This is a genomic window from Hymenobacter sp. BT559, assembly GCF_017571525.1.
GTDB lineage: Bacteria > Bacteroidota > Bacteroidia > Cytophagales > Hymenobacteraceae > Hymenobacter > Hymenobacter ginsengisoli.
This window is the reverse complement of record NZ_JAGETY010000001.1, coordinates 490,176-510,432: the sequence shown is the minus strand read 5'-3', so window position 1 is coordinate 510,432 and position 20,257 is coordinate 490,176. Positions and strand designations below refer to the sequence as shown.

At 60.8% G+C, this 20,257-nt stretch carries 18 protein-coding genes; 13 read left to right on the top strand and 5 right to left on the bottom strand.

All coding sequences use genetic code 11. The features are described from left to right. Positions 1 to 114: 114 nt before the first annotated feature. The 6 genes from J4D99_RS02140 (at position 115) to J4D99_RS02115 (ending at position 7,267) form a co-directional block, all read left to right on the top strand. Positions 115 to 873: a type III pantothenate kinase gene (locus tag J4D99_RS02140; RefSeq protein WP_208130038.1), complete on the top strand. Its 759-nt coding sequence runs from the start codon at positions 115 to 117 to the stop codon at positions 871 to 873. Continuing rightward, positions 860 to 2,188, top strand: a complete 1,329-nt coding sequence (bamG, locus tag J4D99_RS02135; RefSeq protein ID WP_208130037.1) for a BamG family beta-barrel-assembly machinery protein — start codon at positions 860 to 862, stop codon at positions 2,186 to 2,188. The genes J4D99_RS02140 and bamG overlap by 14 nt, the downstream gene beginning before the upstream one ends. A gap of 8 nt (positions 2,189 to 2,196) precedes the next feature. Beyond that, positions 2,197 to 2,763 carry an LPS export ABC transporter periplasmic protein LptC gene (lptC, locus tag J4D99_RS02130; RefSeq protein WP_208130036.1) on the top strand — a complete coding sequence of 189 codons (567 nt, stop codon included), beginning with the start codon at positions 2,197 to 2,199 and terminating at the stop codon, positions 2,761 to 2,763. Between the two features lie 10 nt (positions 2,764 to 2,773). Further along, positions 2,774 to 3,028, top strand: coding sequence for a hypothetical protein (locus J4D99_RS02125; protein WP_208130035.1), 255 nt, complete (start codon positions 2,774 to 2,776; stop codon positions 3,026 to 3,028). A 114-nt stretch (positions 3,029 to 3,142) separates the two neighbouring features. Then, entirely contained in the window at positions 3,143 to 5,272 is a 2,130-nt protein-coding gene (locus tag J4D99_RS02120; protein ID WP_208130034.1) for a peptidylprolyl isomerase, read from the top strand. 141 nt (positions 5,273 to 5,413) lie between these two features. Beyond that, positions 5,414 to 7,267 carry a tetratricopeptide repeat protein gene (locus tag J4D99_RS02115; protein WP_208130033.1) on the top strand — a complete coding sequence of 618 codons (1,854 nt, stop codon included), beginning with the start codon at positions 5,414 to 5,416 and terminating at the stop codon, positions 7,265 to 7,267. Positions 7,268 to 7,329: 62 nt separating this feature from the next. On the opposite strand, the gene J4D99_RS02110 is transcribed toward J4D99_RS02115, so the two are convergent. Then, complete coding sequence (locus J4D99_RS02110; RefSeq protein ID WP_208130032.1) at positions 7,330 to 8,109, bottom strand: hypothetical protein; 780 nt, start codon at positions 8,107 to 8,109, stop codon at positions 7,330 to 7,332. A 219-nt stretch (positions 8,110 to 8,328) separates the two neighbouring features. Here J4D99_RS02110 and recJ point away from each other — a divergent pair, with 219 nt between their 5' ends. Together recJ and J4D99_RS02100 are read left to right on the top strand one after the other, a co-directional pair. Continuing rightward, positions 8,329 to 10,203: a single-stranded-DNA-specific exonuclease RecJ gene (gene recJ / locus J4D99_RS02105; RefSeq protein ID WP_208130031.1), complete on the top strand. Its 1,875-nt coding sequence runs from the start codon at positions 8,329 to 8,331 to the stop codon at positions 10,201 to 10,203. A gap of 88 nt (positions 10,204 to 10,291) precedes the next feature. After that, positions 10,292 to 10,900 (top strand): 3'-5' exonuclease family protein, encoded by a 609-nt coding sequence (locus J4D99_RS02100; protein WP_208130030.1) that lies wholly within the window; start codon positions 10,292 to 10,294, stop codon positions 10,898 to 10,900. A 77-nt stretch (positions 10,901 to 10,977) separates the two neighbouring features. Here J4D99_RS02100 and J4D99_RS02095 read toward each other — a convergent pair whose 3' ends face one another. The 3 genes from J4D99_RS02095 to J4D99_RS02085 all read right to left on the bottom strand — a co-directional run bounded on the left by J4D99_RS02095 (position 10,978) and on the right by J4D99_RS02085 (position 13,029). After that, positions 10,978 to 11,799, bottom strand: a complete 822-nt coding sequence (locus J4D99_RS02095) for a TPM domain-containing protein (protein ID WP_208130029.1) — start codon at positions 11,797 to 11,799, stop codon at positions 10,978 to 10,980. After that, the gene (locus J4D99_RS02090; RefSeq protein WP_208130028.1) at positions 11,796 to 12,257 is read right to left on the bottom strand and encodes a TPM domain-containing protein; all 462 of its coding nucleotides are present in this window, start codon (positions 12,255 to 12,257) and stop codon (positions 11,796 to 11,798) included. Before J4D99_RS02090 ends, J4D99_RS02095 begins: the two co-directional genes overlap by 4 nt. A 139-nt stretch (positions 12,258 to 12,396) precedes the next feature. Next, positions 12,397 to 13,029, bottom strand: coding sequence for a LemA family protein (locus tag J4D99_RS02085; RefSeq protein ID WP_208130027.1), 633 nt, complete (start codon positions 13,027 to 13,029; stop codon positions 12,397 to 12,399). A gap of 180 nt (positions 13,030 to 13,209) precedes the next feature. Between J4D99_RS02085 and J4D99_RS02080 the strand changes: the two genes are divergently transcribed. Beyond that, positions 13,210 to 14,223, top strand: a complete 1,014-nt coding sequence (locus tag J4D99_RS02080; RefSeq protein WP_208130026.1) for a sugar phosphate nucleotidyltransferase — start codon at positions 13,210 to 13,212, stop codon at positions 14,221 to 14,223. Positions 14,224 to 14,243: 20 nt separating this feature from the next. Here J4D99_RS02080 and panC read toward each other — a convergent pair whose 3' ends face one another. Continuing rightward, a complete protein-coding gene (gene panC / locus J4D99_RS02075; RefSeq protein ID WP_208130025.1) occupies positions 14,244 to 15,086 on the bottom strand; it encodes a pantoate--beta-alanine ligase in 843 nt (280 codons plus the stop codon). Positions 15,087 to 15,202: 116 nt separating this feature from the next. On the opposite strand from panC, the gene J4D99_RS02070 reads away from it, so the two are divergent. The 4 genes from J4D99_RS02070 to gltX all read left to right on the top strand — a co-directional run bounded on the left by J4D99_RS02070 (position 15,203) and on the right by gltX (position 20,199). Then, positions 15,203 to 16,015 carry a glycogen/starch synthase gene (locus J4D99_RS02070; protein ID WP_173116962.1) on the top strand — a complete coding sequence of 271 codons (813 nt, stop codon included), beginning with the start codon at positions 15,203 to 15,205 and terminating at the stop codon, positions 16,013 to 16,015. Between the two features lie 216 nt (positions 16,016 to 16,231). Next, a complete protein-coding gene (glmS, locus tag J4D99_RS02065; RefSeq protein ID WP_208130024.1) occupies positions 16,232 to 18,067 on the top strand; it encodes a glutamine--fructose-6-phosphate transaminase (isomerizing) in 1,836 nt (611 codons plus the stop codon). Positions 18,068 to 18,163: 96 nt separating this feature from the next. Continuing rightward, positions 18,164 to 18,553, top strand: a complete 390-nt coding sequence (locus tag J4D99_RS02060) for a Rid family detoxifying hydrolase (protein WP_208130023.1) — start codon at positions 18,164 to 18,166, stop codon at positions 18,551 to 18,553. Between the two features lie 98 nt (positions 18,554 to 18,651). Next, complete coding sequence (gene gltX / locus J4D99_RS02055) at positions 18,652 to 20,199, top strand: glutamate--tRNA ligase (protein ID WP_208130022.1); 1,548 nt, start codon at positions 18,652 to 18,654, stop codon at positions 20,197 to 20,199. Positions 20,200 to 20,257 lie beyond the last annotated feature (58 nt).

Sequence of the window (20,257 nt, the reverse complement as noted above, 5' to 3'; positions counted from 1 at the left end):
AGGACGTCATGCTAACCAAGAAGGCAGCTCGCTCACGCCGCTAGGGGGTACTTCCCAACGAAGCAAGCGAGCTGCCTTCTTGGTCAGCATGACGTTTTTACTTAAACTACCTTCATGACCACGCTAGCCCTTGACCTCGGTAATACAGCGCTGAAGTATGGCGTATTCGAGCCGGCTGGCTTGCAAGAGAGCGGTGTGCTAGCCACACCCGCCGACCTCGCAGCGCTTTGGCAACGCACGGAGCCCGCGCACGCTATACTGTCGTCGGTAGCCGATGAGCAGCACACGCAGCCCTGGCTGGCCACGCTGGCCGCGGTTGATGGCCTGCGGCAGATACTACCGTTTCGACCGGGGTTCACGCCCGTGCCGGTGCGCAATACCTACGCCACGCCGCACACGCTGGGCGCCGACCGCCTGGCGGCAGCCGTGGCGGCTGCCAGCCTGCGGCCCAGGCAGCCCACGCTGGTGCTCGACGCCGGCACAGCCCTGAAGCTGGACCTAGTAACGGCCGACGGGGCCTATCACGGCGGCAGCATTGCGCCGGGGCTACGTATGCGCCTGCAGGCGCTGCACACGTTTACCGGCCGGCTGCCGTTGCTGGAGTTGCCGGCCGTGGGCGAGGCCGTGCAACTAATTGGCGACTCCACGGCCTCCTGCCTGCTGAGTGGGGTGCTGCGCGGCACAGCCGCCGAGGTGCGCGGGCTAGTGGCTGAGTACGAGCAATTGTACCCGGGCCTGGGGCTGCTGCTCACGGGCGGCGACGCCCCGTACCTGGAGGCAGCGCTAGCCCCGCTCACCAGCCGTATCTTTGTAGTGCCAGAACTGGTGCTGCTGGGCCTGGATAAGATTTTACGCTATAATGTTGACAACTAAAAAACTATCCGGGGCCCTGCTGACGGCCGCTGCCACCTTGCTCGCTGGCTCGGCGCTCGGGCAGGGGCTAGGCAATTCGCCCTACTCGCGCATCGGGCTGGGCGATGCCAACGGCAACTACGGCGGCGTGCGCCAGCTGGGCATGGGCGGTACCGGCCTAGCGGCACCTAATACGGGCAACGTCAACGAATTGAACCCGGCCCTGCTCGTGTATGCGCCCCGCACCACCTGGGAGGCGGCGTTCTCAGCCCAGGTCAAAACAGTGCGTAACGCGGCGACGTCCAACCGGTCGGGCACTGGCACGCTAGGCTACCTGGCCCTGGCCGTGCCCCTGAATAAGCGCTGGGGTGCTGCTATCGGTCTCAAGCCCTACAGCACCGTTGATTATCAGGCTACTACGCTCGGCTCGGTAAACAACGACCCGACTTCACAGGCCTACCGGCGCTACAATGGCTCGGGCGGGCTGTCGGAAGCGTACCTGGCCACCGGCATTCACGTGCTGCGCGATTTCAACATTGGCGGCAGCGCGTCTTACCTGTTTGGTACGATAAACCAGAGTGTGGGGACGGCTATCATCGCGCCCGGCATCAGCACGCAGCAGATAGTAGTCGACAACGAGCAGCTGCGCTACTCCGACTTCCTGTTTCGGGCGGCGGCCCACTACCGCCACCAGTTTAGCAAGGATTTTAACCTGAACCTGGCGGCCGTTCAGACCTTCGAAGGCCGCCTGAAGGCCAACCGCCAGCGCACCACCGAGCAACAGGAAACCAGCGGCGCAATAACCCCCGGCACTACTACCGTGCAGCTGGCCAGCGACGATGGCTACGTGACTACGCCCGCCCTCACGCAGCTAGGCCTCAGCCTCGACAATGGTCGCAACTGGAGCTTCAGCGTAGATGCCGCGCGCCAGCAGTGGTCGAAGTTTCGCACGTTCAGCATCGTTTCGTCGGCCCCGCTTAGTGACACCTGGCGCGTTTCGACCGGCGGCGAGTTTACGCCCGACCCCGGCTCGGTAGAGCACTACTTTCAGCGCGTCACCTACCGTGCGGGCCTCAGCCTGGCCCAGATGCCCTACGCCCCGCTCGGCAGCCGCCTTTACGACCGCGCCGTGCACTGGGGCTTCGCTTTCCCGCTGCCTACGGCTACGCCGCTCGAGTCGACGGTTATCAGCCTGGCCTTTCTGTATGGGGTGCGCGGCAACACCGATTTCCTCTACGGCAACGGTGGCACGAGCAATGTGCAGGAAAAATACGTGCGGGTGCAGGTGGGCGCCACCCTCAGCAACCGCTGGTTTATCAAGCGCCGCCTGCAATAGCCATGCAGATGCTTCGTCGTTGGGGGGCCAGTCTTGTGGCTAGCGTGCTGCTGACGGGGCTAGCCGTGGCCTGCCAGACTAAGGAGAAAGAGGCACCGCGGGTTATTTACAACGGCCCGCTGATGGAAACTACCAACGTGGTGACCCTGCTAAGCGATTCGGCGCGCCTGAAGGTTCGCCTCACGGCGCCCGTCGAGCAGGTGTTTGAAAACAGCGACCGGCTGTATCCCAAAAGCGCGACAGTAACGTTTTATGACAAGCCGGGCAAGTTGGTCATCAACACGTTATTCGCCAAGTGGGTGAAGTACGATAACGCCAAGCAGCTTTACATCATGCGCGGCGCAGTGAAAGTGACCAACGTGCCCGAGCAGCAAACGCTCGACACCGAGGAGCTGTTCTATAATAGCAGCCAGCGCAAAATCTACACCGACAGCGCCATGTTTGTGCGCGTGCAAACGCCCACCGAGGTGCTCACTGGCTACGGCCTCACCGCCAACCAGGATTTTTCGCGCTACGGCATTTTGCAGCCCAAGGGTGTGTTTAGCCTAGCAGAGGCCCAGCGCCTGGGCAAATAAGCTGATACCTATGAAATTCGACAAATCCCTGCTGCGCACGGTGCTTTTCTCGCTAGGGGTGGTGGCATTCGTCATCGGCGTGTACCAGACCATCGTGGAGAAGGATTTGGGCCGCAACTATTGGATATTCATGATATCGCTGGCCTGCTGGCTGCCCCTCAACTACTGGCGGCAGCAGGAAGCTCGCCGCGCCAAGGAGCTAGAAGTAGCCAAGCAAGTGGCCGAGCTTAATAAGCCGGCCAAGAAAAATAAGAAGCGCCGCTAGGCCCAGTCGGGCCGCTTTGGGGCCGGCGAACCCGCCAGTAGCTTGAAAGTTCGGGCGATTCGTGGTTATTTTGCGCCTCTTTTTGGCTCCGTGCCACGGTATTAGAAATTCGTAATGGCTTTAATTAACACGATACGGGAAAAGTCGGGGGTGGCCGTGGGCGCCGTCGCCGTCGGGATGCTGCTCTTCATTGTGGGCGGCGACCTGATTGGAGGAAAGAACCGCCTTTTTGGCCGCGATGGCAACGTAGTGGGCGAGGTAAACGGCGAGAAGATTGAGCTGCCCGAGTTCACGGCCGCCCTGGAGCAGGCCAAGCAGAACTTTGCCAACCAGCAAGGCCGCCAGCCCGATGAGCAAGCCCTGGGCTACCTACGCGACCAGACCTGGAACCAGCTGCTATACCGCCGGGCTTTCCAACCACAGCTCGATAAGCTGGGCCTAGCCGTGGGCGACGACGAGGCCGTGGACATGGTGCAGGGCGACAACCCAAACCCCGCCATCAAGCAGGCTTTCACTGACCCCAAAACGGGGCAGTTTGACCGCGCGCGTCTCATCGACTACCTCAAGAACCTCGACAAGCTGCCGCCCGATGCCCAAGCCGCGTTTCACAACTTCGAAACCAGCCTGCGCGATTTCGACCGGCCGGTGAACAAGTACAACGCCCTGCTCAAAAACTCGGTGTACGTGACTTCGGCCGAGGCCAAGCTGTTTGACCTGGCCCAGAACTCGAAGGTCAATTTCCGCTACCTGTTCGTGCCTTACACCAGCGTGTCGGACTCGGCCTTCAAGCCCACCGATGCCCAGCTGCAAGACTACCTCGACCGCCACAAGGCCCGTTACAAAGTAGAAGATGGCCGCAGCATCGAGTATATCGTGGTGCCCGAAACTGCCACCAAGGAAGACAGCGCCGCCCTGCGCCAGAGCGTGAGCGGGCTAGCCCAGCAGTTCCGCACGGCGCCCAACGACTCGCTCTTCGTGCGGGCCAATTCTGACCAGCCCTACAACCACGCCTACCTCTCGCCGGCCAACCTGCCCGAGCAGCTTCGCAAGCAGCTGCCGCTGAAAGTAGGCGAGGTGTACGGGCCCTACGTGGAGGGCAACACTCTGGCTATCTACAAAGTAACGGGTGAGAAGGCCGGCAAAACGCCCGCTGCCCGGGCTAGCCACATTCTCATCAAGGCCGATGCCCAGATGACGCCCGAGGCAAAGGCCGCTGCCAAAAAGCAGGCTCAGGATATTCTGAATAAAATCAAGGCCGGCGCCGACTTCGCCACGATGGCCCGGCAGTTTGGTACTGATGGTACGAAAGACCAGGGCGGCGACCTCGGCTGGTTTGAGGAAGGCCGTATGGTACCGGCGTTCAGCAAGGCCGTATTTGCGGCCACTAGCCCCGGCCTGCTGCCTAATTTGGTGGAAACCAACTTCGGCTACCACATCGTGAAGGTGACGGCCCCTAAAACTAGCCAGACCTACCAGGTGGCTGCCGTGGTGAAGGCCGTGCAGCCCAGCGACGCAACCCGCGAAGCCGCCTACGCCCGCGCCGAAAAGCTGCAAGCCGACGCCAGTAGCCTCGACGCTTTCCGCGCCCTGCCCACCAAAGACAAGACCCTGCAAAAGCAGGAAGCCAAGTTCGTGACCCGCGATGCGCAAACGGTGGGTAACCTGCCCGGCTCGCGCGAGATTGTGCGCTGGGCCTTCGGCTTCAACCCCGATGGCGGTTCCGAAACGAAAGTGGGCGATGTACGCAAGTTTGACATCGGCGACGTGCACGTAATTGCCGCCGTGACTGACTCGCGCAGCAAAGGCACCGCTACTATCGAGAGCATCCGCCCTGAGCTGACCGCTGCCGTGCGCAACGAACTCAAGGCCAAAGAAATTATGGCCAAGCTGACTGGTAAAACCGGCTCGCTCGAAGACCTAGCCAAAGCTGCCGGCACCGGCGCCGTAGTGCAAAATGCCGAGGGCGTAGCCCAGGGCCAGGGCACTATCCCAAATGTGGGCTTTGAGCCCGACGCGGTGGGCCGCGCTTTCTCGCTGAAGCCGGGCCAGAAATCGGCACCCATCCAGGGCGAGCAGGGCGTGCTGGTGGTCGAAGCCACCACGCTGTTCCCCGCCACCCCTAGCGACGTGAAAGTGGTGCGCCAGCAGCTCACGCAGCAGCGCCAGCAGCGCCAGGATGGCCTCATCTACGAAGCCATCAAGGGCCAGGCCAAGGTGAAGGACAACCGCTCGAAGTTCTTCTAGGCCCTAGCGACCAAGACCAGAAAAGGCTGCTCCTGCGGGGGCAGCCTTTTTTTATGCGTAAGTTGGGCGGGGGCTAGCTTGGGCGCATTGAACAAACCAGCGGCCAGGTGGCGTTGCCAGCTAGTGAAACCGGTATCTCGTATGCGCTATTCGTTGTTGCTTTTGCCCGCTGGCTGGCTAGCCCTTGCTACCCCGCTATACGCCCAACTACCGGGCCAGGGTGGGCCGCCCCGGCCGGGCACCTGGGCGCCCATTGATGCACCTACGCTGGCCCGCGACTACGCCCAGCGCGGTGAATACGAGAAGGCCGTTTTTCTCTTCGAAAAGCTGAAAAGCGACGAGCAGACCGCACCCACCGTGCTGCCCGACTACCTGGCCACGCTGCAAGCTCTGAAGCGCTATAAAGACGCCGAGAAGCTGGTGAAGAAAGCCATCAAGCAGCACCCCGAGGAGGGCGGCTACGGCGTGGCGCTAGGGTCGCTCTACAAGGCGGCTGGCGACCAAGCGGCCGCCGACAAGCAGTACCAGCGCGTGATTGCGCAGCTAACACCCGCGCAGGTGCAGCCGGTGGCCGCCGAGTTTATGAAGCGCGAGCAGCCTGCCCTGGCCGAGCGCACCTACCTGCGGGGCCGCGAGCTAGCCAAGAACAACACCGAATACGCCCCGCAGCTCATTCAGCTCTACACTCAAAGCCAGGAGCAGGAAAAGCTGCTGGGCGAGACCCTGCACCTCGTGGAGCGCGACGAGCAGCAGCTGCCCTTCGTGCGTAACATGCTGCAAAATGCCCTGCGCGATGAAAAAGACTTCGACGCGCTGGAGAAAATCTTGCTGACTAAGGTGCAGGCGCAGCCCGACCAAAACGCCTACAGCGAGCTGCTGCTGTGGTTGCAGGTGCAGCGCCACGACTTTGCCGGCGCCCTGGTGCAGGTGCGGGCGCTCGACCGCCGTACCGGCGCCCAGGGCGCCCGGGTGCTGAGCCTGGCCGGCATCGCGCAGCGCAACCGCGACTACGCCACGGCCATCGCGGCTTGCGAATACGTGGTGCGCGAGTACCGCACCGGCCCCAACTACGGGCTAGCCCGCCAGCTGCTGCTGCAAGCCCGCGAGGCGCAAGTGCGCGATACTTACCCCGTCGACCCTGCCCAGGTGCAGGCCCTGGCCGCCGACTACGAGAAGTTGCTCACCGAGCTGGGCCGCACACCCGACGCCGCGCCCGTGATGCGCCAGCTTGCCAATCTCTACGCCTTCCAGTTCGACAACAAGCCCAAGGCGATGGCGCTGCTGCAGGAAGTAATCGCCATGCCCCGTGCCTCGGCCGACGTGGTAGACGAGGCCAAAACCACCCTCGGCGACCTCTACCTGCTGAAGGGCGAGCCCTGGGAGGCCACGCTGCTCTACTCGCAGGTGGAGAAGGCCCACCCCGAGGCGCCGCTAGGCTACGAGGCTAAGCTGCGCAACGCCCGCCTCAGCTACTTCGCCGGCGACTTCAAGCTGGCCCAGAGCCACCTCGACATTCTCAAGGAAGCCACCACCCGCGAAATTGCCAACGACGCCATGCAGCTCTCGCTGCTCATCCAGGAAAGCACCGCAGAGGATACCCTGGGGCTAGCCCTCAAAGACTACGCGGCCGTAGAGGAGCTGGTGTTTCAGAACAAGATTCCGCAGGCCGAAACGGGCCTCGATGCGCTGCTGCGCAAGTACCCCGGCCACGCCCTGCAAGACGATGCGCTGTTTTTGAAAGCCAAGCTGCAGCGCCGCACCGGCGACTACGCCGCCGCCGTGAGTACCCTAGCCCAGATTACGGGCAACCCCAAATACGATGTGCTCAGCGACGACGCGCTGTTTCTGATGGCCGAGATTCAGGATGAAAGCCTGAAGGACAAGGCCAAGGCGCAGGAGCTGTACCAGCAGGTGCTCACCAAGTACCCGGGCAGCATCTACGTGGCCGAGGCCCGCAAGCGCTTCCGTAGGTTGCGCGGTGATGCCGTGCAGTAGGGGGAGGGCAATCTATTGCGCCTATAGAAAGCATTTTGTCTTAAGCAGTAGAACTTGAAGCGTCAATTGTTCGCATAAAAGAACATTCCATCTGTAGAGCATAAAATGAACCATTCTAAGCTTTGCGAAAGTATCCAAGCGTCTGTTTTTGATGTAGTTATATCTTCGCTATACTGCTGGGTAAAACTTTTTAATAAACTAAGTTTTGTATTATAAGCGCGATGCAGAAATTCGTGAGTAGGGTGTTCGTATACGACATAATAAGTCGGCTCTACTAGCTGCTCTAGGAGCGAAGGGGCAATTTTAATTAAGCTTTCGGATTGAAGCCCCTTATCAACCATATGGCGAATTTGCTGCACCAGCTTGTTGGCATATTCTGTCGCTAGCTCTTGGCCTGGAATGCGGTGCCGCGCCTTGTCAAGTTGCTGAAACTGCTGTATTACTTGATTTTTAAATGTGTCTTTGTGCCGCAAGTCGGTAGTAATACGAATACTTGTTTTATCATCTTTGATAAGGTAAGAGCCCATGTATTCTGTAATTGATTCTATGTCCTCCAGTAGAATAGATTTCGCACGAAATCCATATTGCCAAAGGCATGTTTCAGTGAGTACTAAACGGTGCCTTATTAAATAGAAAAATCCAGTAATACAGCCTAAGAGCAAAGGAAGACTAATAAAATAGAGATGCCCAAAATCTTTCCGCTCAAAATCTTTCCGCTCAAAATCTTTCCGCTGTGGCACGTCAATCGCATCCCACGTCACTAAAAGCCCAAACCCAACTACACAGGAATAGATAAGAATCTTTGTCCCAAGATTAAAATCAGTCTGAGCTACGACTTTCATACAAATGGGATTCTCGTGCTATTCCTACCCAAAAAACACGAACATCAACGCCAGGGCCAGGATGAACACGAGATACATCAGCCCATCGGACAAAATATATTGGCGGTAGCGCTGGTAAAACTCGCGGAGGCGGCGCATGGCGGGAGGGGGAAGGAGCCCGGCGAAGGTACGGCGGCTATTTTTTGCGTACTTTTGGGGCTATCCTTGTCCGAAAAATTAATGGCTGTTATACCGCTTAAGCGCTGGAATATCGCGCCCGAACCCGACCCCACGACGGTGGCCGGGCTGGGGCAGGCGCTGGGTATCAGCCCAGTACTAGCCCGCCTATTGGTGCAGCGCGGCATTGAAACGCCCGCCGCCGCCCGCAATTTTTTTGAGCCCGACTTGGCCAATCTGGCCTCGCCCTGGCTGATGTGCGACATGGACCGGGCAGTGGACCGCCTGCGCCGAGCTCTCGACGGGGGCGAGAAAATCCTGGTGCTCGGCGACTACGATGTCGATGGTATCACGTCGGTAGCGCTGATTATCAGCTTCCTGCGCCCCCTAGCCGAGCCGCACGACCTGCCCGAGGAGCAGAGCCGCTTTCAACCCTACATCCCCGACCGGCACCGCGAGGGCTATGGCATCTCGATGCAGGCCGTGGACTATGCCCAGGAGCATGGCTTTAGTCTCGTAGTAGCCCTCGACTGTGGCGTGAAGGCCGTGGAGCAGGTGGCCTACGCGCAGTCGCTAGGCCTCGATTTTATTATCTGCGACCACCACCTGCCCGGCGATGAGCTGCCGCCCGCCGTGGCCGTGCTCGACCCTAAGCGCTTGGATTGCAGCTATCCCTACCCCGAGCTGTCGGGCTGTGGGGTGGGTTTCAAGCTTTTGCAGGCGCTCACCGAAAAGCTAAACCTGCCGCTAGCCCCCCTCTACGCCCAGCTTGACCTCGTGACGGTGAGCATCGCGGCCGACGTGGTGCCCGTAACCGGCGAAAACCGCATTATGGCGGCCCACGGCCTGCGCCGCTTTAACGTGACGCAGGCGGCGGCCTTTGCCGCGCCTCAACCCTCGGCTCTAGCCTCTGCCGATACCCTCGATGGCCCGGCCCCGCTAGCCCCCGCACCCGCCGACGTAGCCGGCGAGGGCCTGCGCCCCGGCCTGGCGGCCCTGCATGAGCTGGCCACGCCGCGCCAGGGGCCGTTGAGCCTCAGTTCGTTAGTGTTTGGGTTTGCACCGCGCATCAACGCCGCCGGGCGCATGGGCGACGCCCATCGCGCCGTGAATATGCTGCTGGCTTCGACTCAGCAGGAGGCCCGCTACACCGCCGAGGTAGTCGACCACATGAACCAGGAGCGCCGCCTTTCTGACGCGCGCACCACCCAGGAGGCCCTAGCGCTCATTGCCGAAGACCCCGACGGGGCCACGGCGCCCGCCACGGTACTCTACCAGCCGCACTGGCCGCAGGGCGTGCTAGGCATTGTGGCCTCGCGCTGCCTCGACCAATACTATCGCCCCACCGTTATTCTCACCGAGCGCGATGGGCTAGCCACTGGCTCGGCCCGCTCGGTGACGGGCTTCGACGTGCACGAGGTGCTGGAGGCCTGCGCGCCGCTGCTGCGGCAGTTTGGCGGGCACAAGGCGGCGGCGGGGCTAGCCCTGCCCATTGAAAACGTGCCAGCGTTCAAGGAGCAATTCATGCGCGAGGTGGCCGCCCGCCTGCCCGTGGGCCAGCTGCCGGTGCGCCCTGTGGAGGTTGATGCCGAGCTGGATTTTACGCAGCTCACCGAAGAGTTTTTGCAGCAGCTAGCCCGCTTGGAGCCCTTCGGGCCGGGCAACCCGACGCCCATTTTCGCCACCCACCACGTGCGGGCGGTGCCGGGCTCGGTGCGGCCGGTGGGCCAGGCCGGCCACCTCAAAATCAGGCTGATGCAGCCTAGCCAGGCGCCGGGCCTGGTGCTCGAAGGCATTGGCTTTGGGCTAGGACATTATTTGCCGCGCCTCCTGGAGCAGCCCGATGCCGAGTTTAGCGTTTGCTATACCTTGGAAATGAATGAGTTCAGAGGCAGCCGCACCTTGCAGCTGCGCCTGCTCGACCTGCGCTGGGAGTAAGGTTTTAGCTGCTGGCTAGTGGCTATTAGCCGTTGGCTTCCGTTTAACGAAAAGCTAGCTGCCAACAGCCACTAGCTAACAGCTAAAAATGCGCTACGTCTCACTCGACCTCGAAACCAGCGGCTCCGACCCGCTCCGCCACCAGGTGCTGGAGCTGGCGGCCGTGGTAGAAGATACCCGGCGCACCGCCACCACGCCGCTGGCCGAGCTGCCCGCTTTTCGCCGCGCGTTGCGCTACAAGGAGCTCACCGGTACGCCCGGCGCGCTGGCCCTCAATGCCCGCCTGCTGGTAGAGCTGGCCGATAAAAGCCGGGCCGAAGCCTCCGACATCTGCCGCCCTGAGGAGGTGCTGGTGCAGCTGCGCGAGTTCTTGCTCGCCCACGGCTTTAAGCCCGATAAAAAAGAATACGTGAGCATCACGCTGGCCGGCAAAAACGTCGGTACGTTTGACCTGCTTTTTCTGCGCCAACTGCCGGGCTGGGGCACGCTTGTGAAGGCCGAGCCTGCGGTGCTGGACCCGGCCGCTTTTTACCTCAACTGGCATAAAGACTCGCGTCTGCCCTCCATGCTCATCTGCCAGGCTCGTGCCGGCGATGCCGAGCCCCGCGTGGCTCACGAGGCCCTAGCCGACGCGCTGGAAGTAGTGCGCCTGCTGCGGCCGTTCTACGAGCGGCCAGCATATAAAATGGGTGAATGAGCGAAGGGGTGAATTGGTGAATGCTGTAGAAAGTCATTCATCCATTCACCCCTTCGCTCATTCACCCATTGAAAGGCTTACCAGCTGCCGCTAGCCCCGCCGCCGCCGCTGCTGCCGCCGCCAAAGCCCCCGAAGCCGCCTCCGCCACCACCTCCGCCGCCCCAGCCGCCACCGCCGCCAAACACGCCGCGGCCGCCCGAGAAGTCACCGAAGATGATGGGGGGCACGAAGCCGCCGCCGCGGCCACCCCGGCCGCCGCCCCCGCGCGAGCGCAGGATGAAAAACAGCACCAGGATGCCGATAATTATCCAGAAGCCCGGCCCCGAACCCGAGTGGTCGCGGCTGCCCTGGCGCGGCTGCACCTCGTTGGGGTCGGCCTTGTACTCGCCCTTGGCTAGGGCAATGAGCTGGTCGGTGCCCCGGTCGAGACCTGCGTAGTAGTTATTTTCTTTGAAAGCGGGCACCAGTGTATTGCTGATGATACGCTTGGCCAGGGCGTCGGGCACGGCGCCTTCGAGGCCGTAGCCGGTCTGGATGCGCGCCGTGTGCTCCTGCTTAGCCACCAGCACCAGGATGCCATTATCCTTGCCCTTGCGGCCAATGCCCCAGCTTTCGTACAGCTTCTGGGCATAGTCGGCAATGTCGTCGCCATCGAGCGAGGGCACGGTGACCACCGCAATCTGCGACGAGGTGCTGTCATCGTAGGCCACCAGCTTCTGCTCCAGCGCGGCCACTTCCTGCGGCTGCATTAGCCCGGCCAAGTCGTTGACGAGGTGCGGCGGGTCGGGGCGCGGAGGCACGTTCTGGGCCCGCGCCGCTAGCCCCAGGCCTAGCCACAGGGCCAGCAGCCAGGCCCAGCGGGCCGGGCTACGCCGCCAAAAAAGTAGTGCAGTGTTCATCGGCTAGGGGAGGAGGGGGCGTCGTCGCCGTAAGAAATTTCGTCGTCTAGCTCGTTCACGTCGGTAGCGGCATCGTAGGGGAAAAGCTGCCGCAGCTGCTCGCCCACCAATCGGATGCCGCGCTCCAGGCCCGTCACGTACTGCTCCTGCCGGAAGTGCCCCACCACGGTTTCCTTCACGTCTTCCCAGAAGTCGTCGGGTACCGAGGCGTTGATGCCCGCATCGCCCACCACGGCAAACTGCCGGGTTTGCCAGGCCAGGTAAAACAGCACCCCGTTGCGCAGCTTGGTGTGGTGCATTTTGAGCTCGGCAAACACCTGCGCGGCGCGGTCGAGGGGCTCGGGCGTGGGGCACTTGTCTTCCAGGTGGAGCCGGATTTCGCCCGACGTGCGCAGCTCGGCCGCCTTGATGGCGGCTACCAGCGATTCTTCCTGGGCAGGGGTGAGGGGGTGGGTCATTTCGTTGAGATACAGACTGTCTGCAAAAGGGAGAACGTCATGCTGAGCTTGTCGAAGCAGCTCTGCCGCGCCGTTCCAACGAAGCGAGCGAGCTGCTTCGACAAGCTCAGCATGACGTTCTTTAGGGGCTAGCCAGCGCTTATTTGCTGCCAGCCGGCGTGTTTCCGCCTGATGTTGGCGCGTTACCCATATCGCCAAAGTCCACTTTAGGCGCTTCCTTGGCCGAGGCGTCGGCCTCGAAATAGCCCTTGGGCGGGAAGCCAAACATGCCGGCAAAGAGGTTATTCGGGAACGAGCGCGTGAAAGTGTTGTAGTCGTTCACGTCGGCGTTGAATTTGTTGCGTTCCACGTTGATGCGGTTTTCGGTGCCCTCAATCTGGGCTTGCAGCTCCTGGAAGTTAGCGTTGGCTTTCAGCTCGGGGTAGTTTTCGCTCACGGCCAGCAGGCGGCCTAGCCCGGCCGAAAGCTGGCTCTGGGCAGCCTGAAACTTCTGGATATTTTCGGGCGTCAGCTGGTCCGCGCTGAGCTGCACGCTGGTAGCCTTGGCGCGGGCTTCGATAACGCCTTCGAGGGTCGATTTTTCAAAATTGGCGGCGCCCTTCACCGTGTTCACAAGGTTAGGGATGAGGTCGGCGCGGCGCTGGTAGGCGCTTTGCACATTGGCCCACTGGCTTTTCACGGCTTGGTCGCGCTGCACCATGCCGTTGTAGCCGCACGACGACTGCGAGAGCAAGGTCACCATGGCGGCGAAGTAGAGAAGAAGGCGTTTCATAGGGTGAGTGGTTTCTAAGTGCTGGCTTTTAGCTTTGAGGCCCAGCGGTGAGAAAGAAATAATCGAACGGCCGTAACTAGCGCCCAGTGGTGGCGGTTATGGTGCCCGACCGGCGCAAAGTACGCAGTCGCCCGGCAACGGTTGTACGGTTCTGTTTTTCCTGCCTTTGCCCCCTCGTTCATGAAAGCTGTTATCCCCGTTGCCGGCATCGGCTCGCGCCTGCGCCCCCACACCCACACCCAGCCCAAAAGCCTGGTGCCGGTGGCTGGCAATACCATTCTGGGCCACATCGTTGACCGCCTGCGCGGGGCGGGCTTCACCGAGTTTGTGTTCGTCATTGGCTACCTAGGCGATAAGATTGAGGACTACGTGCGCCGCCACTACCCCGAGCTGCAAGTCACCTTCGTGGTGCAGGAGCCGCGCGAGGGGCTGGGCCACGCCCTGTGGCTAGCCCGCGACACCTTCCGCCACGACCCCGACGGCGTGCTCATCATGCTCGGCGATACCATCGTGGACGTGGACCTGCCCGCCCTGCTAGCCCAGCCGGGCTCGGTGCTGGCCGTGAAGGAAGTGAAAACGCCCAGCCTCTTTGGCCTGGTCGAAACCAATGCCGCTGGCCAGGTGAGCCGCGTGGTCGAGAAGCCGCGCATCCCCAAGTCGAACTACGCCCTGGTGGGCCTCTACAAAATCGCCAACGCCGAGAAGCTGGCCGAGGCGCTGGAGTGGCTCATCAGCACCGGCCGCCGCACCCACGAGGAGTACCAGCTCACCGACGCGCTCATGCACCTCATCGAAGAGGGTGAGCCCATGCAGACCGCCGCCGTGGACAACTGGTTTGACTGCGGCCGCAAGGAAACGCTGCTCGAAGCCAACGCCCGCCTGCTCGACCGCCCCGAGTTTCGGCAGGTGCGCGAGTACCCCGAGTTTCCGGATACGGTCATCATTCCGCCCGTCAGCATTGGGGCGGGCTGTCGCATCGAGCACGCCATCATCGGCCCCAATGTGGCCATCGGCGACCGTACCATTATCCGCCACACCATCGTGAGCGACAGCATCATCGGCTCGTATTCTGAGCTCAGCTCGGCCGTGATGAGCGACTGCATCGTGGGCTCCGACGCCTCGTTTCGCGGCCTCAACCACAGCCTCAACCTCGGTGACAACACCGAAATCGACTACAGCCAAGCTCGCCAGTAGCGCGAAGCTTCCGCTTCGTGCTACACCACTATGTTATCAATCAGCCGCACGCCGCCCAGGTGGGCGGCCACGCATAGCACTACCGACCGGCCGGCCTCATAGTGGGCTAGTGGCTGCAGCGTTTGCGCATCGGCTACTTCAAAATACTCAGGCGTGAACTGCCGTTCCTGGGCCAGCGCGGCTAGGGCCCCGGCTTGCACCTGGGTGGGCGCTAGCCCCTGCCGCACCTGGCTGGCTGCTTGCTCCAGCACCTGGTGCAGCAGGGGCGCCACCGCCCGGGCCTCGGGGCTCAGGCGGCGGTTGCGCGACGACATGGCTAGCCCATCGGCCTCGCGGATAGTGGGCGCCACCACCAGCTCCAGGTCAAACGATAAGTCGGCAATGAGCTGGCGCACAATGGCTACCTGCTGAAAGTCCTTCTGCCCAAAATAGGCCCGGTGGGGCCTAGCCATGTGAAAGAGCTTGCTCACCACCGTGGCCACGCCATTGAAGTGGCCGGGGCGGTGCGCGCCCTCCATCACCCGCTCTAAGGGGCCAAAATCAAAATGCAGCACTGTTGGCTGCGGGTACATCTCCTCCACGCCGGGCATAAACAGCGCCGTGCAGCCCGCCCCGGCCAGTAGGGCCGTGTCCTGCTCGGGCAGGCGCGGGTAGAGGCGTAGGTCTTCGGGGTTGTTAAACTGGGTGGGGTTGACGAATATGCTAGCCACCACGTCGTCGCAATCGGCGGCAGCAGCTTGCACTAGCTGCAGGTGTCCGTCGTGCAGGGCGCCCATAGTAGGTACTAGGCCCAGGCGGCGGCCGGCGCGCCGGCTAGCCTCCACAAAGGATTGCAGCGCGGCGGCGGTAGTAAAAACGTGCATCAAACTAAGCAATAAGGCGATAGGGTTAAGCAAATTTTATTGAAAATTCGCGAAAAAATGCGTAATTTTGTGGAGGCAATCTATGCCTCGTTCTCAAATCCTTTAGTTCACTAGCTATGTCGAAGTTGCGCATCCTGTACGCGGCCACCGAAATTGACCCCTTCCTCCAGACTACGAAGGTAGCGGAGCTGCTACGCCGCCTACCGGCAGGCATGCAGGAGGCGGGTGCCGAAATACGGATTTTTGTGCCGCGCTTCGGCATCATCAACGAGCGGAAGAATCGCCTGCACGAAGTAGTACGCCTCTCGGGCATCAACATCGCGGTGGGCGACGACGAGAAGCCGCTCGTGATTAAAGTGGCTTCCATTCCGACTGCGAAGCTACAAGTTTATTTCATCGACAACGAGGATTACTTCCACCGCAAGTCGGCCCTGGTTGACAAAAACGACAAGTTTTACCTCGACAACGACGAGCGTGCCATCTTCTTCTGCAAGGGCGTGCTCGAAACGGTGAAGAAGCTCGGCTGGTCGCCCGACATCGTGCACTGCAACGACTGGATGACCTCGCTCATTCCGCTGTACCTAAAAACGACTTATAAGAAAGACCCGGTGTTCAAGGACGCCAAGTCGGTGTTCACGGTCTACAATAACGAGTTTCTGGACAAATTTGAGGGCAACCTGGTGGACAAAGCCAAGATGCTCGACATCGACGACCAGATGCTGACCTCGCTCAAGTCGGCCGACTTCTCGGGCTTCGTGAAGCTGGGCATGGAGTATGCTGACACGGTAGTGCGTTCGGACGAAGATTTCTCGGATAATCTGAACGGCTTGTTCAAGGAATATGCCTCGCACAAGCGCCTGAGCCAGGTAGCCGCCGACGAGAACCTGCTTTCGTCGTACCAGGCCCTCTACAACGAGCTGGCTAACTAAGCCTAGGCCTGCCTAGTTGAGAGCTTACCTCTTAACTTTGCTTTATCCCGTACCGGCCGCTGGCCTCGCTTTGGGCGGAGCCGGCGGCCGGTATTGCTTTACCTAAGCCCGGCAGCTAGCGCTGTTTGGCTGAAAAATTGCTTGTCGCCCGGCGGCACGTCCATTTTATCGGCGGCGCGTTGCTATTTATCTCCTTTACATTTACTCTTCCTGCACATGTGCGGTATCGTTGCTTATCTGGGCCATCGTGAGGCCTGTCCTATCATTCTCAAAGGGTTGCACCGCCTCGAATACCGGGGCTATGACTCGGCCGGCGTGGCCTTGCTCAACGGCAACCTGAGCGTATATAAGAAAAAGGGCAAAGTCGCGGACCTGGAAAACTTCCTTACCGACAAGAATACCCACGCTACCGTGGGCATGGGTCATACCCGCTGGGCTACCCACGGCGAGCCCAACGATGTGAATGCGCACCCGCACTACTCCACCTCGGAGCGCATTGCCATTATTCACAATGGTATTATTGAAAACTACGCGGCGCTCAAAACGCACTTGCAGAAGCAGGGCCACGTGTTTCATTCCGACACCGATACCGAGGTGTTTGTCAACCTCATTGAGGACATTCAAACCAACAACCACTGCTCGCTGGAAGAGGCCGTGCGCCTGGCCTTGCACGAAGTGATTGGGGCCTACGCCATTGTGGTACTAAGCAAGGATGCGCCCGACCAGCTTATTGCGGCCCGCAAAGGCTCGCCGCTGGTTATCGGCATCGGCGAGGGCGAGTTTTTTGTGGCTTCAGATGCCACGCCTATCATTGAGTACACCAATGAGGTGGTGTATGTAAATGACTACGAATTGGCCGTTATCAAGGATGGGCAGCTAGCCATTCGCTCGCGCGAAGACGTCGTGCAGACGCCCTACATTCAGCGCCTGGAGCTGGAACTCGACAGCATCGAAAAAGGGGGCTACGAGCACTTTATGCTCAAGGAGATTTTTGAGCAGCCGCGCTCTATCCTTGACTCGATGCGCGGCCGCCTGGAGCTAGGGGGCAGCCACCTCAACATGGCTGGCTTCCGGGCTTACGAGCAGAAGTTTGTGAATGCCCAGCGCATCATCATCGTGGCCTGCGGCACCTCGTGGCACGCCGGCCTTGTGGCCGAGTACCTCATCGAGGACCTGGCGCGCATTCCGGTAGAGGTAGAATACGCGTCGGAATTCCGCTACCGCAACCCTGTTATCTCGGAGCGCGACATTGTTATCGCCATCTCGCAGAGCGGCGAAACAGCAGACACGCTAGCCGCCCTGGAGCTGGCTAAGAGCAAGGGTGCCACCATCTTCGGTATCTGCAATGTGGTGGGCAGCAGCATTGCCCGTGCTACCGATGCGGGTGCCTACACGCACGCTGGCCCCGAAATCGGGGTAGCCTCGACCAAAGCCTTCACGGCTCAGGTAACGGTGCTGACGCTGCTAGCCATGTGCATTGGTCAGCGTCGGGGCACTATTACCGATGTGAAGCTGCGCGAGTTGGTAACGGAGCTACACAACATTCCGACCAAGGTAGAAAAAGCGCTGAAGCTCGACGCTGAGATTCAGCAAATTGCCGAGACCTTTAAAGATGTGCCTAACTTCCTGTACTTGGGCCGTGGCTATAACTTCCCGGTAGCCCTGGAAGGCGCGCTCAAGCTGAAGGAAATCAGCTACATTCACGCCGAAGGGTATCCCGCGGCCGAGATGAAGCACGGCCCCATTGCCCTTATCGATGAGAACATGCCGGTGGTAGTTATCGCTACCAAAGACAGCTCGTACGAGAAGGTAGTGAGCAATATCCAGGAGGTCAAAGCCCGCAAGGGCCGCATCATTGCCGTCGTAACCGAGGGCGACACCACCATCCCGGCCATGGCCGAGTTCGTGATTGAAGTTCCTCCTACCTCAGAGGTACTCGTGCCCCTCGTGTCGGTGATTCCGCTGCAGCTGCTGAGCTACCACATTGCTGTGCTGCGCGGCTGCAACGTAGACCAACCCCGCAACCTCGCCAAGTCGGTGACGGTAGAATAAGCGCCGAGTCGCTGTTAAAAAACCAGGAAGCCGCCCCTAGCCGGGGCGGCTTCTTTCGTTACTTTGGCTTTTCAAGTACGTTCTTTCCCTCATTCCATGCCCCACCAGATTATTCTTACCGACCAGGCGCCCGCGCCCATCGGCCCCTACAGCCAGGCTATTAAAGCTGGCAGCACTGTGTATGTATCAGGCCAGATACCCCTGAGCGCCGCCGGCCAGCTCGTGGGCGAAGGCGATGTAGCGGCCCAAACGCATCAGGTACTGAAAAACCTGACCGCCGTGCTGGCTGCTGCCGGGCTAGCCCTCACCGACGTAGTGAAGTGCTCCATCTTCGTAAAAAACCTAGGTAACTTCAGTACTATCAACCAGATATACGGCTCGTATTTTGACGAAGCCACGGCGCCGGCCCGCGAAACGGTAGAAGTAGCCCGCCTGCCACGCGATGTAGAGGTGGAGATTTCCTGCATTGCGGTAGGAAATAACTAACTGGCTAAATGGGCGAGTAAGTGAATGCCGGCTAGGGCCATTCTCCCATTTACTTACTCGCCCGTTCACCCATTGCCCGGCCGTACCTTTGCTTCATTATGAGTAACCGACCTGTCCGGGTGCGTTTTGCACCTTCGCCCACTGGGCCGCTGCACATTGGCGGCGTGCGCACGGCGCTATACAACTACCTGCTAGCCCGCAAATTGGGCGGCACCATGATACTGCGCATCGAGGATACCGACCAGAACCGGTTTGTGCCCGGCGCCGAAGACTATATTCGCGAGAGCCTCGAATGGGTAGGCATCGAGCTCGATGAAAGCCCCTGGAAAGGCGGCCCGCACGCGCCCTACCGCCAGAGCGAGCGCAAGCCCATGTACCGCGAGTATGCCGACCAGCTCATTCGCGATGGCTATGCCTACTACGCCTTCGACACGCCCGAAGAGCTCGACGCCATGCGCGAGCGCCTGCAGGCCGCCAAGGTGCCCAACCCGCAGTATAACTCCATCACGCGCGCCCAGATGCGCAACTCGCTCACCCTGCCCGAAGACGAGGTGAAAGCCTTGCTGGAAGCCGGCGAACCCTACGTTATCCGCCTCAAGGTGCCGCGTAAGGAGGAAGTGCGCTTCCAGGACCTCATTCGGGGCTGGGTAGTGGTGCATTCGAGCGCCATCGACGACAAGGTGCTGATGAAGTCGGACGGTATGCCGACCTATCACTTGGCCAACATCGTGGACGACCATTTGATGGAGATTTCGCACGTTATCCGGGGCGAGGAGTGGCTGCCCTCGGCGCCGCTGCACGTGCTGCTCTACCGCTACCTGGGCTGGGAAAAGACCATGCCGCAATTCGCCCACCTACCGCTGCTGCTCAAGCCCGATGGTACCGGCAAGCTCTCGAAGCGCGACGGCGACCGCTTGGGCTTCCCGGTGTTTGCCCTGGAGTGGCACGGCACCGACGCCGAAACCGGCCAGCCCACCGTGAGCCGCGGCTACCGCGAAGACGGTTATCTGCCCGAAGCGCTGGTCAATTTTCTGGCCTTTTTGGGTTGGAACCCCGGCACGGCGCAGGAGATTTTCTCGATGCAGGAGCTAATTGAGGCCTTCTCGATTGAGCGCGTGAGCAAGTCGCCGGCCAAATTTGACCAGGCCAAGGTGAAGTGGTTCAACGAGCACTACCTGCGCGCCAAGCCTAACGCCGAGCTAGCCCCCTACCTGCTCAGCGCCCTGGCCGAGCACAACATTGCCTGCACCGAAGCCAAGGCCGAGCAGATTGTGGGCGTGATGAAGGAGCGTGTGAGCTTCCCGCAGGATTTTTGGCAGGAAGCCAAATACTTCTTCGAAGCCCCAGCCAGCTATGACGAGCAGGTAATCGCCAAAAAATGGAATACGCAGGTGTCGGGGGCCCTGGCCGCCTACGCCGAAGCCTTGCCCGACAACTCGGAGCCTAGCGCCAATGCTGAAGTACTAAAGGCGCTCTTCAACCAGACGATGGAAGCCCAAAGCCTGAAGCCCGGCCAGGTGCTGCAAGCCCTGCGCGTAGCCGTAACGGGTGCTGCCGCTGGCCCCGACCTGTTTGAAACCCTAGCCATTCTGGGTACGGGCGAGGTAGCCCAGCGCCTGCGCACTGCCGTAGAGCGCCTGGGCTAGCTCCTTACACCAACTAAAAAGACGCCCTGACCGATTGGTTCGGGGCGCCTTTTTAGTT

What these genes read in the sequence shown, in the direction of transcription:
- J4D99_RS02115 (WP_208130033.1), top strand. Translation starts at nt 5,414, where the DNA reads ATGCGCTATTCGTTGTTGCTTTTGCCCGCTGGCTGGCTAGCCCTTGCT.
- J4D99_RS02100 (WP_208130030.1), top strand. Translation starts at nt 10,292, where the DNA reads ATGCGCTACGTCTCACTCGACCTCGAAACCAGCGGCTCCGACCCGCTC.
- bamG (WP_208130037.1), top strand. Translation starts at nt 860, where the DNA reads ATGTTGACAACTAAAAAACTATCCGGGGCCCTGCTGACGGCCGCTGCC.
- J4D99_RS02095 (WP_208130029.1), bottom strand. Translation starts at nt 11,799, where the DNA reads ATGAACACTGCACTACTTTTTTGGCGGCGTAGCCCGGCCCGCTGGGCC.
- J4D99_RS02110 (WP_208130032.1), bottom strand. Translation starts at nt 8,109, where the DNA reads ATGAAAGTCGTAGCTCAGACTGATTTTAATCTTGGGACAAAGATTCTT.
- glmS (WP_208130024.1), top strand. Translation starts at nt 16,232, where the DNA reads ATGTGCGGTATCGTTGCTTATCTGGGCCATCGTGAGGCCTGTCCTATC.
- J4D99_RS02080 (WP_208130026.1), top strand. Translation starts at nt 13,210, where the DNA reads ATGAAAGCTGTTATCCCCGTTGCCGGCATCGGCTCGCGCCTGCGCCCC.
- gltX (WP_208130022.1), top strand. Translation starts at nt 18,652, where the DNA reads ATGAGTAACCGACCTGTCCGGGTGCGTTTTGCACCTTCGCCCACTGGG.
- J4D99_RS02120 (WP_208130034.1), top strand. Translation starts at nt 3,143, where the DNA reads ATGGCTTTAATTAACACGATACGGGAAAAGTCGGGGGTGGCCGTGGGC.
- J4D99_RS02140 (WP_208130038.1), top strand. Translation starts at nt 115, where the DNA reads ATGACCACGCTAGCCCTTGACCTCGGTAATACAGCGCTGAAGTATGGC.
- J4D99_RS02085 (WP_208130027.1), bottom strand. Translation starts at nt 13,029, where the DNA reads ATGAAACGCCTTCTTCTCTACTTCGCCGCCATGGTGACCTTGCTCTCG.
- J4D99_RS02090 (WP_208130028.1), bottom strand. Translation starts at nt 12,257, where the DNA reads ATGACCCACCCCCTCACCCCTGCCCAGGAAGAATCGCTGGTAGCCGCC.
- J4D99_RS02070 (WP_173116962.1), top strand. Translation starts at nt 15,203, where the DNA reads ATGTCGAAGTTGCGCATCCTGTACGCGGCCACCGAAATTGACCCCTTC.
- lptC (WP_208130036.1), top strand. Translation starts at nt 2,197, where the DNA reads ATGCTTCGTCGTTGGGGGGCCAGTCTTGTGGCTAGCGTGCTGCTGACG.
- panC (WP_208130025.1), bottom strand. Translation starts at nt 15,086, where the DNA reads ATGCACGTTTTTACTACCGCCGCCGCGCTGCAATCCTTTGTGGAGGCT.
- J4D99_RS02125 (WP_208130035.1), top strand. Translation starts at nt 2,774, where the DNA reads ATGAAATTCGACAAATCCCTGCTGCGCACGGTGCTTTTCTCGCTAGGG.
- J4D99_RS02060 (WP_208130023.1), top strand. Translation starts at nt 18,164, where the DNA reads ATGCCCCACCAGATTATTCTTACCGACCAGGCGCCCGCGCCCATCGGC.
- recJ (WP_208130031.1), top strand. Translation starts at nt 8,329, where the DNA reads ATGGCTGTTATACCGCTTAAGCGCTGGAATATCGCGCCCGAACCCGAC.